General features: G+C 39.7%; 10 protein-coding genes. 5 read left to right on the forward strand and 5 right to left on the reverse strand.

Features of this window, described 5'->3' with window-relative positions; translation table 11 throughout:
- Window positions 1-19: 19 nt before the first annotated feature.
- Window positions 20-979 carry an undecaprenyl-diphosphate phosphatase gene (locus UYI_RS0126565; protein WP_016869714.1) on the reverse strand — a complete coding sequence of 320 codons (960 nt, stop codon included), beginning with the start codon at window positions 977-979 and terminating at the stop codon, window positions 20-22.
- A gap of 274 nt (window positions 980-1253) precedes the next feature.
- On the opposite strand from UYI_RS0126565, the gene UYI_RS40290 reads away from it, so the two are divergent.
- Both UYI_RS40290 and UYI_RS0126570 read left to right on the forward strand, forming a co-directional pair.
- On the forward strand, window positions 1254-1463 hold the full coding sequence (locus UYI_RS40290) for a helix-turn-helix domain-containing protein (RefSeq protein WP_071588888.1): 210 nt from the start codon (window positions 1254-1256) through the stop codon (window positions 1461-1463).
- Window positions 1464-1495: 32 nt separating this feature from the next.
- Window positions 1496-1969, forward strand: a complete 474-nt coding sequence (locus tag UYI_RS0126570) for a lipocalin-like domain-containing protein (protein ID WP_016869715.1) — start codon at window positions 1496-1498, stop codon at window positions 1967-1969.
- Between the two features lie 47 nt (window positions 1970-2016).
- On the opposite strand, the gene UYI_RS0126575 is transcribed toward UYI_RS0126570, so the two are convergent.
- Window positions 2017-2730 (reverse strand): CHAT domain-containing protein, encoded by a 714-nt coding sequence (locus tag UYI_RS0126575; RefSeq protein WP_016869716.1) that lies wholly within the window; start codon window positions 2728-2730, stop codon window positions 2017-2019.
- A gap of 220 nt (window positions 2731-2950) precedes the next feature.
- Window positions 2951-6334, reverse strand: coding sequence for a LamG-like jellyroll fold domain-containing protein (locus tag UYI_RS0126580; protein WP_016869717.1), 3384 nt, complete (start codon window positions 6332-6334; stop codon window positions 2951-2953).
- A gap of 680 nt (window positions 6335-7014) precedes the next feature.
- Between UYI_RS0126580 and UYI_RS0126585 the strand changes: the two genes are divergently transcribed.
- From UYI_RS0126585 to UYI_RS0126595, 3 genes are all read left to right on the forward strand, one after another.
- Window positions 7015-8919, forward strand: a complete 1905-nt coding sequence (locus tag UYI_RS0126585) for a pentapeptide repeat-containing protein (protein ID WP_016869718.1) — start codon at window positions 7015-7017, stop codon at window positions 8917-8919.
- Between the two features lie 112 nt (window positions 8920-9031).
- Window positions 9032-10279 carry an ABC transporter substrate-binding protein gene (locus tag UYI_RS0126590; protein WP_016869719.1) on the forward strand — a complete coding sequence of 416 codons (1248 nt, stop codon included), beginning with the start codon at window positions 9032-9034 and terminating at the stop codon, window positions 10277-10279.
- A 289-nt stretch (window positions 10280-10568) separates the two neighbouring features.
- Window positions 10569-11519 (forward strand): branched-chain amino acid ABC transporter permease, encoded by a 951-nt coding sequence (locus UYI_RS0126595; RefSeq protein ID WP_016869720.1) that lies wholly within the window; start codon window positions 10569-10571, stop codon window positions 11517-11519.
- A gap of 231 nt (window positions 11520-11750) precedes the next feature.
- Here the strand turns inward: UYI_RS0126595 and UYI_RS34255 are convergent, their stop codons facing one another.
- Both UYI_RS34255 and UYI_RS0126605 read right to left on the reverse strand, forming a co-directional pair.
- Complete coding sequence (locus UYI_RS34255) at window positions 11751-13583, reverse strand: diguanylate cyclase domain-containing protein (RefSeq protein WP_016869721.1); 1833 nt, start codon at window positions 13581-13583, stop codon at window positions 11751-11753.
- A gap of 409 nt (window positions 13584-13992) precedes the next feature.
- The gene (locus UYI_RS0126605; RefSeq protein ID WP_016869722.1) at window positions 13993-16575 is read right to left on the reverse strand and encodes a GAF domain-containing protein; all 2583 of its coding nucleotides are present in this window, start codon (window positions 16573-16575) and stop codon (window positions 13993-13995) included.
- Between the last annotated feature and the right edge of the window lie 186 nt (window positions 16576-16761).

The following is a 16761-nucleotide window of genomic DNA, read 5'->3' on the forward strand; positions in this document are numbered from 1 at the left end:
GACTATTGACTATGGACTATTAACTATTTATCAACAATCCCATCCTAATAGCCGCCAGTATTAAGATGCCAAATATCAGCCTATACCAAATAAACACCCAGTTACTATGGGTTTTGAGAAAGCGCAGCAACCCAGCAATTGCTAGATAAGAAAATACTGCTGATGAAATCACGCCAACAACTAAAGAAGCGATTCCCGCATCTGCGACACCCTGTTCTAAAACATCTTTTAATTCGACTAACCCAGCCAGAGTAATGGCTGGAATTCCCAACAGAAACGAAAAACGTGCTGCTGTTTCTCGTTGCAATCCGATAAATAATCCAGATGTGAGAGTAGAACCGGAACGAGATACGCCCGGAATTAATGCTAAAGACTGCGCTAAACCCATCAATAACCCATCTTTCATGGTCAAATGTTCAAAGTCGCGTTGACGCTTACCTAGTATCTCTGCTAATCCCAGTAACAGTGACATGACTATAGAAGCGATCGCGATCGCAGCTAAACTGCGTATCGGTGAATTATCAAAATCTGGAATAAAATTTTTGATCAATAATCCAAAAAAGACGATCGGTAAGGTTCCCAACAAAATTCCTAAACAAAGACGCAAGTCGTAGTCAGCGTAATCTTTACGGGCTATAGCACTCCATCCTCCCTTGAGTAATCGTGTCAAATCTAGGCGGAAATACCACAATACAGCTGCAATACTTCCCAACTGAATAATGGCTGTGAAAGCTACTCCTGGATCTCCCCAACCCAAAACTACTGGTACAACTTTTAAATGTGCTGTACTACTGATAGGCAAAAATTCTGTTACTCCTTGCACAAACCCCAAAATAATCGCTTGCAAGATATTCATTTGTTGCACTCCATTGCCTGGAATCGGCTGAGTGCTAAGAACTTTTAGCGGCTGTGCTGCAACTGAAATAAAAGTCGATGCAGCAGTTAAAAGCAAGAATAGTTGACGTTTTGATAGAACCATCTGTTTTTTATGCGATCGTTGTCATTACAATCCAGTTAAACTTCCAGCTATTTTGCATACCTTGCGGCAGATGTAATAGAAGAAGGGCAATGGGTAAAGGCTGTGGATAGATACACTATCCCCTCCAAGAGATCCGAAATCCCAAGTTTCCCATTAGACATCTTCTGTGAAGAATTTACCACCCATAATAAATCTTCGTAATTTTACAAAATTTTCATGCTGACGCTTGTGTTCTTCGATCACACCACCCCAACTTTTGGTATGATTTTTTCAAGTGTTTAGGTTATGGCTTGACACTTTTAAAAAGATTTGTTTGATACTTAATTGTCAAATTGGTGATTTATTAGTGCTTGTTAAATACAAATCACCTACTAGTAACGCCTCAGAACAAATAGCCACACTCGCAAACAGATCCGCGAATTTTTTAAAAAGTCGCGGATCTGACCCCTCGCAAAGAGTCAAAACTTATGTGGTAAAGCACTAGGATGAGTAATGTTACCAATGTTGAGGTATACCATGTCTAGTCTGCCTTCTGTTGAACAGAATCCGTTGCTGGGAACTTGGAAACTCATCTCAGCAACAGCCATAAACCCGGATGGAACGGTTGAACCTGAGGTGTATGGTCCTAATCCAACTGGCTACATTACTTATACTCCTGAGGGACGGATGATGGTTGTTTTTTCTCGGCGCGATCGCTCACCGCTTTCTGGAGACATTCGTTCACCTTTTAGCAAAGAAATCCAATCTTTACCACCACAAGAGTACCTACAGGCATTTTCCACATTCAATGCTTATGCTGGGATGTATACAATAGATGGCAATACGGTGACGCATCATGTCGAGATAGCCTCTATCCCTAATCGGGTTGGTACAGATTTGGTGCGTACTTTTACGTTGAACGGAAACCAAGTTACGCTGCAAACGCCACCAACTAAAACTGCTGGTGTTGAAAAAGTTTTTGAACTGGTGTGGGAAAAGGTGGAGTCTTGATAAAGTGAGTCTATTTGTATAAAAGGGAGTATGCAACCAGAAGACTTCTAATAATTAATGATGTCTCCTGAGCCACTAAGATTTTTTATATTGCTACCTGAAATATTAAAAGTGTTGCTATGGGGTGTGGTATCCTGTGGTTTATTTGGTTTGTGCTCCTGTTGCAGGCTCGTTTGAGTTTCAAGAGTAGATTTTTGCTTACTTTTAAGAATGGGAGTGAGAGATTCAGGAATCCCTGCTAGTTGAATCGCTACTTTTCCCAACTCATAGGCATCTTCTATTGACAATTCATTCCCCAAGCCTTGATAAAATGCCTCTGCAAAAGCAACAGCAGCTTTATCTCCAATTGCTTTATTCATACCAATCACATAATTGATGTGTTGGTGAATTGCTTCTGCTTGCGTCTCGCTATAGCAGGCGTTAAGCAAAACACACTGGATTTTTTCTTTAAAAAGCTTAAATAATTGTGTCAAGGCTTCTGTGCTGGCTAGTTGCATCCGTCCTGATTCATCCTCTAAAGCTAAGCCTTCACTTCCTGCACCATGGCCAGAGAAATGTACAATCTGTGGTTTATATTTGACTATGGCATGGAGCAAATCATTTGGACGCACTGCCCATTGTGAGATAATTTCAAATTGATCTCGCATTTTAGCTCGTTCCAAAGCTGCGTAAATTTCTCGCATTTCTTCGTCTAGGCGCAATCTACCTGTATCGATAGGATTTGCTGCGAGGATGAGGATTGTGATTTTTTCGTTGTTCATTTCACGATAAAAGTTTGTGATCTAACGACAGGAGTTTGTGATCTAACGACAGGAGTTTGTGATCTAACGACAGGAGTTTGTGATCTAACGACAGCTAGTACTCGACCACATAATTAAAGAGTTGCGAGAGGTTAGATCCCCGACTTTTTAAAAAAGTCGGGGATCTCGCCAACCTATCAAAATCAATTTGGTAAACTACTAGTTGTGGAATAACTGTGGCTTAATATGATTGAGTGGGAAACCATTTTCCCCCATCGATCTTACCGTGATGATGATCAGATACGAGGTTACGCACTACCTTATTATTTTCACCACCATCATCGAGTCGCCAGTAACCGATTAACCCTTTCTCTGTTCCTTTTAACCGTTGAGACATATTTGCTTTAATGTGATCTTGAGTATGGGCGACTTTCCAAAGTCGGACTTCAGCGATCGCTACATTATAATAAATCTCATTTTTGTCTTTGGCAGCAATTGTGAGATTTGCTTGTTTGAGACGATTCAGTGAGCCTGTAAATAAACCGATACTCTTAGTCTGCCCTGCAAAAACTATACTCTGACACTGCCCTTCTACTACGCTGTCTTGAATTCTGCCATCGATATAAATTGCTATTTCCTGGGAATTTTGATCCCAAGTAAAAGCAATGTGATGCCATACGCAATCCTGCGGCGCGTTATCTCTTGTGTAAACGATTGTTTTTACATAAGGATTGTTACTCTGGAACGTCACACGGATCTTTCCCTCATACCAGGAAAGGGAATAACCATTATTGTCACGATCATACTGGCTGACAATTAAACAATTGCCAAATCTGTGTTTAAACCATGTTTCCACGGTAAGTGCTTCGGTAGAATCAAGACTCTGATTATTTTCGCAATCAATGCGATCGCTGTCTCCATTCAATTTCAATCCAAATGGCAGAGGTAAAGCAGGATATTGACAAGCTTTCAATCTTTTTGTTTTGAAAGTTACACCGTAAGCACTTTGATTAGCTGCAAGCAGTACATACGGTCTTAACCATTTTCCGCCATCAACTATGCCATTGTCATCATTGGATACAGAGTTTTCTGCTTCGTCACCTTCTGCTTCTGTGAGTTGCCAGTAACCCACTAATCCTTCTTTCTCATTATCTTCTTTTAGCTGGCGAGTCATGTTTTCCTTGATTTGCTCTTGAGTGCGTGCTATTTTCCATAGACGAACTTCGGCAATACAACCGTTGAAATAATATCCATAATTTTGAGAACGAGCAATATTTAAACTGACTCTAGGTTCACCAATAGGCCCTTCAAAAAACGGAGATGTATTTACAGATTGTTTTTCTCCATCGATATATATTTTGATCTCCTTTGAATTTTGCTCCCATGTGAATGCAATGTGATGCCATGAGTCATGATTTAGAACTGCATTTTGAGTCAAAACACTAACTGTGTTGTTGCTATAACCTCTAGCGCCATCAGCGTTGTCATCATCATTACTGCTGAGATCAACACAGATATTGCCTTTGTTCAGCCATAAGCAATAACCTACCTCATTCCAACTGCCACCGCGATTAACAATTATTCCGTCTCTGTTTTGCTCATTGCTCTTAATCCATGCTTCTATGGTAATTGCCTGATCAATCTTCAAGTTTTCATAGTCGCCGCAGTTGATATATTCATTCTTTCCATTCAACTGCAAACCAAATAGTGGTTGAATCGGTTGATTGGAGGTAAAAAAGTTAATATCTGGCAAGCTGGGTACATCTTTCATGGCTGAGTTATATACCTTGTAGCCTCCAACTTCTTCAAACTGCCAGTAACCAATCAATCCTGCTTGATCATCTTTATCCAAGCGTCGATGCATGTTTGCCTTGATTCGCTCTGGAGTACGAGCTAATTTCCACAAGCGAACTTCGGCAATTGCACCGTGAAAATAACCTTCTTTTTCTGTTTCGCGATCGCAACCAATATATAACTTGTTATTAGGTTTTTGAGAAATCGATGATTTGCTAGGAAAGTCTTTCGCTTCTTCAGTTTTTTGGCTTTCTCCATCTAGATATATTGTAATATTGTCTGTGTTTTTAACCCATGTAAAAGCAACATGATGCCATAAATTATCATTGAAAAAACATTTATTAGTCAAAACTGCTTTGCTGCTGTGTAGCTTTACCCCAATCTGTCCTTTGTTCCAAAATAGAGAATAAGCGTTAACTCGGTTAATAACCGTTCCTTGTAAAAGCTCAGGCTTAGCTTGAATTAGTGCCTCAACTGTAATTGCTTCACTAATATCTAAACTTACATCAGCACCCAAATCAATATAACTACTTTCTCCGTCAAACTCCAGGGCAGATGGTAAAGGTGGGTAGTTTAATTGTTCAGATGTAACAACAAAATCTTGGATAAAGCTAGCGATTTTCGGATCGGTAAAACTCTTTTTCTTGAGGTTTTCAATAATTCGACAGATACGTACACCTTGATAAGCAATAATTTCTGGCTTATTTTTGCTTTTTGCACTAACAGATTTAGCTTTTTCTTGATTTTTAGAATCTTTAGCGATCGCTGCATGGTGTAGAGCTACCAATTGCCAATTAGAATTAAACACAGGACTACCTGAAGAACCATAATTAGAAGCACCGCCATATCTCAAGAAGTCTTGCAAAAGGCCATTTTCAGAATAATCCAGCACTCGGTTATCATTCTGCACAATCTGTTTTCGCTCACCCTTGGGATGTTGAATAATGAAGACAAGATCGCCATTAATGTATGTCGGTGCTTGAGTGATCGGACTGGTATTTTCTGCACCTTCTAACAAACCTTTGTTTATACCAGGTGCTACTTTGGTATCATCTTCAATCAATTGAATCCAATCAAATTGGTATCCAGCCTGCTGCGTAAAGGCGCCAGCTTTTAATTGCACGAGTGTATAGTCTAAAGCCGGGTTAGAAACAAACAAAATTTCGGGAGCAAACTCATACTCAACTACAGTTTGGATATTTCCCAAACTATCTTTAACATAGTTAAACTGAGCCACACACTCTTTAGCTTCCTTGGGATCTGCAATCACATGTTGATTTGTCATCAAGTGAGTTCCACCAACAAGAAAACCTGTACCAATTGCGATTGGATTCAATTGTGCAAGTTGATTTTCAGAAATATTTTTTAGTGCTTCTAAAGCATCTACCCCATCTACAAAAACTTTTTGTGCCAGTTTCTCTGGAATTGCAAAAATTTCTGTTAACTTTGTTATAGAATTATACTCATCTTTGTCATCTGAATCTTGAATTTCTGCAATTATCTCCTGAAAATCCGCAAGTGAAAAATAGCGAACAATACGACAGACTGCCTGACCGCGTTTTGTACCAATCTCTAGAAAAGAAAGCGGCAATAGATTTGCTAGATCAGTAGCAACAGAAAATGAAAACTGTCGCTGACTTTGCAACCGTTCCGTAATAATTGTCCGCACTTTATTCAAATCTTCCGGCAAAACATTTCTCAACAATTCATCATTGCTACCAATAGTTGATATTTTGACTAGATCAGCAATAGAAAACCCCTGACCTCGTTTCTTTTTACGACCTAAATTTCCTTGGAAGAACCAAGATTCTTGATGTTTGTAAGTATCCATAATATTAAGATATTTAAAACCTAAGCATTGATATAAATCCCAGTATGACCGTCAGCACTTATCAATTGATAGAACAGAAGTTTAGCTAAAAAGCTTTCTTCTATATTCTAAATGGGTACAAGAAAATAAACTTATGCACTTCTAACATACAAATGATAAAAATCCTGAAAATAGCTTAGATACATAATCCTGCTTATATAAACAGCAAAGTATTTAAGGTTTAATTAACCTATAAACAAAACAACTCGTTTGTAAAATTTTTCAACACAAGATAATAATATTTATTTACACTAACTAAGCTAAAGTCGAGATAAGATAAATTCCATAAAAAATAGTCTAGTTGTTCATCGCATTAATTATGAGAGGCAAAAGAATGTAGATGCCCAAGCGGCTTCCCGTAGGGTACCGCAAAGTACACAAATAACGCAAAGTAATAGGGAAAACAAGAGGAATGGAAAATAGGTTGAGCTAGCAAATTTAATGCGATAGACCACTAGTACTCTGTCAGGACAACACAAGCTAGGTAAAGCAATTTCTAAACTCATCCTCTGTTCTCTTCCTCTGCGTTCTCTGCGCCTCTGCGGTTCATTTATTTACCCCTCAAAGTTACATTGACAGACCACTAATTCTATAATTTATTCAAGTAAATTTAACTATGTAAACTCTTCAGGAAAAACTTTGTGGAGAGTAAAAATATCCGGGGTCAATCTCTTAAACAAGCCAACCTAAACTCTGATTTAGAAAACGCGATAGCTGGCTCAAGTATCGCTCCTAAACTTGCCATAACTTTGTTATTCATTAGCCTGTGCTTTTTTGCAGCCATTTTTACTGGGTTAATAAGTGCAGCCATTAGTTTAGACTTTTGGCTCAGAATCCAAGAGCGTATAGAATCCCAGTTAATGGGTTTAGTTGTGATTGCCTGGTTGATTTCTGCTATTTACCAAAGTTTAAGCAAAAGTTTGTTAACGGTAATTGCAGGTTTGGGTATTGCTTTGATCGTGCAGATAACTTTGCTCCTAATGGGATTTGGAGGAAGTATATCTTTATTTTTTGGCAGAACAGTTTTTACTATTCTGGCTGGCTGGGTAATCTATGGCTTAGTATTTTGCTTAATCCGCTTGGCACTTGCGACTATTGATGTGTTGTTCCAAAAAGCCTACTTTATCAAAGCCATTGGTTTTGTTTTCATCATCTTGGCAGGAGTGATGGGATGGCTAATTGCGATCGCTTTTGAAGCACCAGAACTTTCTTTACCAATCAAAATTACCGCTTTTTTGAGCGGTATAGGGTTTAATATAGCTTTAGGATTAGGCGCTTGGATTGCTAATCGTCGCCGCAAAGTACCTTGGAATCATCCAGATTTGTTTAGAACTTGGGCACTGGCTTTTGGATCTTGGGGAGGTACTTCATTTCACAATTTGGATATCAGCAAAGTCAACTTCAAAAACGCCAAATTAGCGAACACAGACTTACGCGCACGCAGGCTTTACCGCACTTGTTTCCAAGGTGTTACGGGACTTGAAAGAGCGAGAGTTGATAGTCGATATTTAGATTTAGAAATACCCAAAGTACAAAAACTTTTAACTTTAGGATGTTCAGAAGAAGCAGACTTTAGCGATTTAAATTTACGCGGAGCTTATTTACAAAATGCAGACTTGCGTCGGATAGATTTCACCGACACAGACTTAATTGGTGCTGATTTGCGGGGTGCAGACTTGCGCAATGCTATTCTGGCAAATGCTCAAGTCATCAATGTTGACTTTACAGATGCCAACTTAACTGGAATTTGTATCCAAAATTGGAATGTCAACAGCCAGACTTGTTTTACAAATGTTCTGTGTGACTACATTTACCGTAAATTAGATGATAAAGGCGAACGGTGCGATCGCTTTCCAGCAGATCGTAACTTTCAGCCGCGAGAATTTGAATCCCTTTATCAAGAAGTTGGTAACGTCGTTGACTTAGTTTTCCAAGAAGGATTGAACTGGCGTGCTTTCGCCTTCACACTACAAAAACTCCAGATCGAAGATGACGGTTTGGGATTAGAACTCAAAGGAATTGAGAAACGCGGGGATCTCTGGGTTGTGAAGGTGACTCATAATGAAAACATTCCTACCCAACAAGTAGAGAAACGTCTTTATGCTTCCTATGAATATTTACAACAACAGCTTGCCAGCAAAGAACAGATCATCCATAGATTACTAGGAATCACCGAAGAATTAAGTAAACGTCCCTTTGGGAATAATTTCTCAATTACCGGCAGTACCATTACTAACTTGGCCGGTTCTGGACAAATAGAATATCATGAAGCCGCAGAACAAGTTCGCAGTCTCGTCGCCAACAGTTCTGAACCAGTGCAAGTAACAGCGACAGTACGAACTCTGCTAACTCAACTCCAGGGACAGAATGTGGCTAATACAGCAGGAACTCAAGCAGAACTGATTAAGCAAGTGCTGTTAACTGAAGCTGAGAAAGATCCTGTGTTTAAACAGCTTTTGCTTTTGCAACGTCAACAATTTATTGATGCCATACCATCACCAGCGATCGCCACTGCCATCCAAGAAGCGATCACCCAAATTAGTTAACCTAGACAATAAGACTAAATCTACCACAAGTCAGATGCAAGCAACTACTTGGAAGCTTACCTGGGGTGTGGTCAAATAAATAGATTAATAGATTTTAGGAATATTGCCACTAATGAAACGAACTATTACTCAAACAACAGCATTTTTGGCTTCTTGTACTCTCCTACTTGCAGCCTGTGGTGGTAGCAACACTAGTACAAACACAAGTACAAATAACACTGGTACAAACACAGCCACCAACACCTCAACAACAACGAGTATATCTGGCCCCATACCGATTGGTATTGCCTTTGCCCAAACCAGCAATGTCGCATTACTTGGTCAAGAAGGGGTAGCAGGTGCAAAAATTGCTGAGAAATATTTTAATGATCAAGGAGGAATTAACGGTACTCCCATTAAATTAGTCTTTCAAGATGCAGGAGGCGATGAAGCTGGAGCAATTAACGCTTTTCAAACTTTAATTAATAAAGATAAAGTTGTCGGTATTATTGGTCCGACTTTATCACAACAAGCCTTTAGTGCTAACCCGATTGCGGAACGGGCAAAAGTACCAGTAATTGGTGCATCTACCACAGCCAAAGGTGTTCCCGAAATTGGTGATTATATTGCTCGTGTATCTGCACCAGTTTCTGTTGTCGCACCTAATTCTGTAAAAGCTGCGCTGAAGCAAAATCCTAATATTAAGAAAGTAGCAGTTTTTTATGCTCAAAACGATGCTTTTAATAAATCAGAAACAGAAATTTTTCAGAAAACAGTTAAAGAGCAAGGACTAGAATTAGTCACAGTCCAAAAATTTCAAACTACTGATACCGATTTTCAAGCCCAAGCTACCAATGCCCTGAATTTAAAACCAGATTTAATCATTATTTCTGGTTTAGCTGCTGATGGCGGTAACTTAGTACGGCAGTTGCGAGAATTAGGATACAAAGGTGCAATTATAGGTGGCAATGGTTTAAATACATCAAATGTATTATCTGTTTGTAAAGCTCTCTGTGATGGCGTTATGATTGCTCAAGCTTACAGTCCAGAACATCCAGGAGAGATTAACGCTGCTTTTCGGAAAGCATACGTAGAGCAATACAAAAAAGAACCACCCCAATTTAGCGCTCAAGCTTTTACAGCAGTGCAGGTGTATGTAGAGGCTTTGAAAGCATTAGATAAAAAGACCAAAATTACTACCCTTCCTGTAGATAAACTGCGGACAGAATTAAATAAACAAATACTCGCAGGTAAATACAATACACCTATTGGAGAAATTTCATTTACTCCAGAAGGTGAAATTGTGCAAAAAGACTTTTATGTTGCTCAAATTAAAATGGAAAAAGATGGTAACAATGGAAAATTTGCATTTTTAAAATAAGTTATGCCTCATGTGAATTCAAACTATGGCAAAAATTCTGTTTTTAGAATCGAACACAGTCTTGAAAAGCTTTGTTCGCCCCAAGCCCTAGCTCAAACTTTTCGCAGATGAACACAGATGTAGACGCCCCTAAGGGCGGCTACCTACGGAAGCCACTCCGTGTCTAGGGTGTAGGGTACACAGATAGTTTATCGGTGTGCATCTGTGTTCATCGGTGTTCGTTAATTAAAGTAATTACACACCACAAACTTTATGTGGTGAATTCCTAGCCTCTCATTTCCAACTTCCAGTGAATATCACTCTATTTTTACAACAGTTTTTAAACGGTTTATCTATTGGCAGTGTCTACGCCATCTTTGCTTTAGGATATACCCTGGTTTACTCAATTTTGGGCATAATTAATTTAGCTCATGGTGCAATTTTTACACTAGGTGCCTATTTTACCTATGCACTCGTTGGTGGCAGATTTGGATTTAATGGTTTGCTAGCAAATGCAGCCTTACCTGTACAATTACCTTTTGCTTTAGCTTTAATTTTGGGAAGTATCTTGGCGGGATTAGTAGGGGTAGTGGTAGAACGTATTGCCTTTTTACCCTTGCGCCAAAGGGGTTCCGATCCTCTGTTAACCGTTGTTTCTAGCTTGGGTGTGGCAGTGGTAATCGTCAATTTAATACAGTATCTGGTTGGTGCAGAAAGTTACACTTATCCAGCAGACACCTATGGGAATCTACCACCTGCAATTAACTTTGGTACAGAAGCAAACCCAATTCCCATCCGCACTGTGCAGGTGGTGATTTTTGTAGTTTCAATGGTATTTGTCGCTATCCTGACTTATTTTATTAGTCGCACAAAATATGGTAAGGCTATGCAGGCGATCGCCGAAGATGAAACTACTGCCAGTTTATTAGGAATTAACTGCGATCGCTTTATTATTCTGACGTTTTTTATCAGCAGTTTTTTAGCAGGAGTGGCAGGGACTTTAGTCGCCTCCAGTGTGAGTATAGCCGGGCCTTACTTCGGGATTGGTTTTGGGTTGCGGGGTTTAGCAGTAATTGTCTTGGGTGGTTTAGGTAGTATTCCTGGTGCAGTATTGGGGGGTTTGGTAATTGGCTTAGTAGAAGCTTTTGTCCCAGCAGAATACTCTGGCTACAAAGATGCTGTTGCCTTTGGCATTCTGTTTATTATGCTCTTAGTTAGACCACAAGGTTTGTTGGGACGGCGATTTATTCAAAAGGTTTAGATTTTAAATCATTGTAGTAGCGTGTCAAGGGTAATACTCTACCACACAAGTTTTGACAGCTTGCGAGGCGTCAGATCCCCGACTTTTTTAAAAAAGTCGGGGATCTGACCGACCTATCAAAATCAATTTGGTGAACTACTAAAACGATGCATGTTTCTTTTGTAGGTTGGGTCGAGTTTACCAGACCCAACATCATCAGGATAAGTTGGGTTTCCAGACAACAACCAACCCTTAAACACAAACAATGCGATCGCGTCCCTGTTTTTTAGCTTCATAAAGTGCTTGATCTGCGGTTGTGATCAGGGTTTCTACTCTAAGGTTGGGAATAGGAATTATACTTGAGACACCGAAACTTACAGTTATAAAGTCGCTGATTTGAGATTGAATATGCGGTAATCGTAATAGTTTGATCGCTTTTTGAATTGCTTGGGCGACGGCGATCGCACCTTGCACTGCTGTAGAAGGCAAGATAATGGCAAATTCTTCGCCTCCGTAACGAGCAACTAAGTCTGCTGGACGCTTGAGAGTGTTACGCATAGCTGCGGCTACCCTTTTTAAACAAGCATCGCCTGCTTGATGCCCGTAGTGGTCATTGTAGCTTTTAAAATAATCTACATCACATAAAATTAAAGATAAATACTGTTGTTCTCGTGCCATCCGTCGCCATTCTTGGGATAAGTATTCATCAAAGCGGCGACGATTTGCTACTTGCGTTAAGCCATCTAAAGTTGCAAGGCGTTCTAATTCTAAGTTTGCTTTCCGCAGAGCAATTTCAGCGGCTTTGGCTGCATCTTCAGCTCGTTTGCGTTCCCAAATTTCTTGTTCTAGGGCGATGGTTCTTTCGCGTACTTGTTTTTCAAGGGTACGGTTGTAGTCGGCTAAAAGTTGTTCTGTGTGTTTGCGTTGTGTGATGTCGATAACTACTCCATCCCAAATATTATCGCCGTTAGCTTGCTGTTCTGCTTGGGCAATGACTTGAATCCACTTCACCCGTCCAGAAGGAGTAACGATGCGGTGTTCAAGATTAATTGATTCTGGCTTGTGCAGAGATTCTGCAATCAGACTTTGGATAGCTAGGCTATCATCTGGATGAACTAAAGACCAAAGCTTTTGCGAATCCTGGATAATCGCTTCTGGTTCTATTTCGTAAATTTCCCGACATCTGGGACTTAAATAAGTAAATTCATCACTACCATCAGGATGCAAGATATATCGATAGATCATGCCCGGTACGTTTTCTGCTAGCCTACGAAACTGTGCTTCACTCTTCTTGAGAGCGTCTTCGGCTTGTTTGCGAGCAGTAATATCCATAGAAACACCTATCATTCCCTGGATGTTACCTTGGTTATCGTAGAAGGGATTACCCATCCCCTCTAATGTGCAACCATTAGTTGTAGCTGTGACGTAGTAGGGAACACCTGTAGTTAGAGAATTACGGAATGCTGCGACTACCTCTAGTAAATCGCTATACATCTCAAATACTGATTGACCAACAGCTTCTCCTGGCTTCAATCCTAATCCTTCTAATCCCTTTCCTTCTGAAAGGGTAAAGACCCCATTTTTATCCATTGCCCAGAGAATTAGGGGAAAATTATTAACTACGGTACGTAAGTATGCCTCACTTTGTTGTAATGCTTCAGCTAAAACGGCTGCCTCTGCTTGTTTACGTTCTGTGATATCTTGAAATATTGCGATCGCATAAGCTACTTCACCACTGTCATCAAATATAGGAATGACCTTCATCTCTAGTGCGATCGCTTTTCCTTCACGATAAATCTCCAAATCATTAGCATTTGACACTTTCCCTGCTAATGCTTGTACTGATGGTAGCTGTTGACTAGGGTATATTTGATTAGTACCAGCACGATAAATTTGATAGGCAACAGCAGTATGTTCGCTGACCAAATTCAGAAGTTGACTTGCACCCAGTAAATTTTGCCCAGTTTGATTGATGTAAGAATAGTTGCCATTTTTTTCGATGACAGCCACTCCTAAGGGTAAAACTTCTAAGAGCTGATACAATCGCTGTTCAGCAAAGGGCAATTTAGCACTCAAGGCTTTCATCGCATTAACGAGTTTTTATTATTATTTATTGGCTTGCAATCAAATTTATATGTTTGACAAGTTGTGTTATTAATAAGAGTTTATAATCTGTTAATTCCTGTCTTTATTGCCCATTTCAGGATGTTTTTTTTATTTATTCCTAAGTCTCTCTTAAATAAGCTAGAAATTAGCGATCGCTTACTTAGATACTGGTATTATAATTTACATAATTAATGATTTACTTAAAAATAATTGTGTATAAATTATTTAAGTATAGTTAAGATTTAACTCAGTTTATATGACAAGAAAACTAGTTAATTTTTAAAAGAAACTAAATAAAACACATCGGATTATACTGAGTTCGGCTAAGGAAAAGGGAAAAGGTTAAAGGACAAAGGCAATAAATTCTTTATTCCCCTTTCCCCTTGTTTCACTTATCCTTAAATGTCCATACACCATCATCCCAATCTGCATCTGAAGGAGGTTTTTGCAACCAGTATAGACAACGGTTGTAATGCATCTTTGCAGCTTGGTCATTTTTGTCTATTTCCAAAACTCTGGCAAACTCAGCTTTGGCAGAGAAAAACTGACGATTCAGATAAAAATGTCGTCCTTTTTGATAATGTTCAATTAATTGTAATTTTTCACTACCTATGTTTTCGGAACGCAAGCCTACTAATTCATATATGGCTACTGGTTCATTCCTACCTTTGACACGAATGTAATCTAGTTCTCTAGCCCAGATATAATCTTTACAGGGGTGGTATGTTTTGTCACTGATAATAATGTCACAGCCGTACTGCTTGCTGACGCTTTCTAGACGAGAACCAAGGTTGACTCCATCACCAATCGCTGTAAATTCCATCCGTTTGCTAGAACCAATATTGCCACTGATGACCACATCAGAATTAATACCAATACCAATATTAATGCGTGGCTTGTTACGGGCATGACGACGGGCATTAAATTCTTGCAGACGGCGGCGCATTTCTAAAGATGTCTGCACCGCCATCCAAGCGTGTTCTTGCAAAGGCAAGGGAGAACCATACACAGCCATGATGGCATCTCCTATATATTTATCAAGAGTACCCTTATACTTAAATACAGCTTCTACCATAGATTCAAAATATTCATTGAGCATACTTACCACTTCTTCCGCTTCTAGGTTTTCTGTCAAAGTGGTGTAGCCACGGATATCGGAGAATAAAATTGAAACTTCTTTGCGATCGCCTCCCAGCTTAGCATCGTCCAATTTCAGTAATTCTTCTGCTAATTCCTGAGTCATGTAACGATACATCGTACTTTTGAGGCGCTTTTCATCACTAATATCATCCATGACTACTAGCGCCCCCCGCACTTGGCGATGATTGCTAGCATCGGCAATTGTGTTAATTGATAAATTTACACTGTGTTGCACTTCGTCATTAGATACTAAGGTGCGATCGGGATAATACTGTTCGCGATATTTGATCTCTGCTGCATTTAAAGCATGGTGACACCATTTTTTAAAGTTACCTTCTTTAATCCGAATGATGTCAGTAATTAATTTACCTTCTAGTTTGTCTGCTGCTTCCAAACCTAATAAGCGCTTGGCACTCTCATTTGCAGCGATAATATGACCAGTTTTATCTGTAGAAATAACACCATTAGAGAGGCTGCGGAGAATATCTCGCTGCATTTGTTCTTGTTGCTTGACTGTGGCAAATAACTTCGCATTTTGCAGTGCCACTCCCGCTTGAATATTAAAAGCTTCCATAAACTCTTCGTCGTTGCGATCAAAGCTAGCTTGGAAACATTCGGGGGCTAGGGGCCAATGGGCGGGGTTATAAAGAGGAAAATCACCAGTTTTCTTTTTGTTGACTAGTTGGGTGACACCAATCAATTCGCGATCAGCGTTAAATACTGGCATACAAAGTAAGCTACAAGTACGATAGCCATTTTGCTGATCAATTTGTTTGGCTGTATCCGAGTCAGGATGATTATACAAGTCAAAGGGAATATTTAGTGTTTTGCCGGATGCTGCGACTATCCCAGCGAATCCTTTGCCAATGGGGACACGTAATTCTTTGGTGGAACCATTATCTTGAGTGATTTTCGTCCATAATTCATGGTGATCGCGATCTACTAACCATAGAGTACTGCGATCAGCGTTCATTAATTCCTTGGCTTCATCCATCACCCGTTTGAGGGTGTCTTCTAAATCGAGACTGCTTTGAGAAAGGGATTTGATCGCCTTCATCAGTGCTGCTGCGGCCCTTTGTTTTTGAGTAGCGACATAAAAAGAGCGTGACGACTCTAAAATTAAGCGAATAGAAGGGGCAAACTCCTGAAATAGCTGTTCATCAACACTAGTAAAGCCTCTAATATCAATTCGTTCTGATAGTGGTGCATGGCAATTGTTGGGATATTTTAATTTATTCAGCAATTGCACCACTGCCACTAACCGCCCTTGTTCGTTTAACAAAGGCAAAGCTAGCATTGTGTAAGTACGGTAGCTGGTACTTTTTTCTTGTTCTTGGGCAAAACGAGAACGTGGATCGTCGTAAAAATCAAAAGGAATATTGATCACCCGTTTATAAGTAGCTACTTCCCCAGCAATACCCTTATCAGCCGGAATGCGAATTTCTAAAGAGCGATCGCCCTCCCCCCCAGCTACAATTGACCACAATTCTTGTTTTTCTTCATCCAATAAAAATATTGTCGTTCGGTCTGCTCCTAATAATTCCCCTGTTTTCAAAGTGATAGACTGTAACATTTCTTGCAAGATTGTCTCAAAGCCATGAGAGTCCAGCATGGATAGGGTTTGATTGACAATCAGTAACTTTTGTTCTACTTCCTTAACGACTTGTTTAAAAGTATCCTGCTTGAGAGGAGCAAGAAACGAAGAAATAGTCCCTTGTCTTTTAGCAAGAGTACCCACAGGAGCAGTATTTTGCGGCGAATCGTGGTTTTCGCTGCGAACACCTATAATCAAATCGGCGGCTTCACCGCAACTACGTTGTTGAACTGACATAACTGACTTTTGATATAGGTAATGGTTTTATGTGTTTAAGAATGTCGTTAATAATTATGTAAATGTTGCTACCAGCTAGGCTAGATTAACATATCCACAGTTTAATCTTTCTATAGAGCAAGCGTCACCCTGAGTACGGAGTAAAAGATGGGGTGATGAAGAGGTAGGATAATGGTGTGATGGGGT

The sequence above is a fragment of the Fischerella muscicola PCC 7414 genome (assembly GCF_000317205.1).
In the GTDB taxonomy this organism is placed as follows: domain Bacteria; phylum Cyanobacteriota; class Cyanobacteriia; order Cyanobacteriales; family Nostocaceae; genus Fischerella; species Fischerella muscicola.

Coding starts and splice junctions, on each gene's coding strand:
- UYI_RS0126590 (WP_016869719.1), top strand. CDS start 9,032: ATGAAACGAACTATTACTCAAACAACAGCATTTTTGGCTTCTTGTACT.
- UYI_RS0126570 (WP_016869715.1), top strand. CDS start 1,496: ATGTCTAGTCTGCCTTCTGTTGAACAGAATCCGTTGCTGGGAACTTGG.
- UYI_RS0126580 (WP_016869717.1), bottom strand. CDS start 6,334: ATGGATACTTACAAACATCAAGAATCTTGGTTCTTCCAAGGAAATTTA.
- UYI_RS0126575 (WP_016869716.1), bottom strand. CDS start 2,730: ATGAACAACGAAAAAATCACAATCCTCATCCTCGCAGCAAATCCTATC.
- UYI_RS0126605 (WP_016869722.1), bottom strand. CDS start 16,575: ATGTCAGTTCAACAACGTAGTTGCGGTGAAGCCGCCGATTTGATTATA.
- UYI_RS0126565 (WP_016869714.1), bottom strand. CDS start 979: ATGGTTCTATCAAAACGTCAACTATTCTTGCTTTTAACTGCTGCATCG.
- UYI_RS34255 (WP_016869721.1), bottom strand. CDS start 13,583: ATGAAAGCCTTGAGTGCTAAATTGCCCTTTGCTGAACAGCGATTGTAT.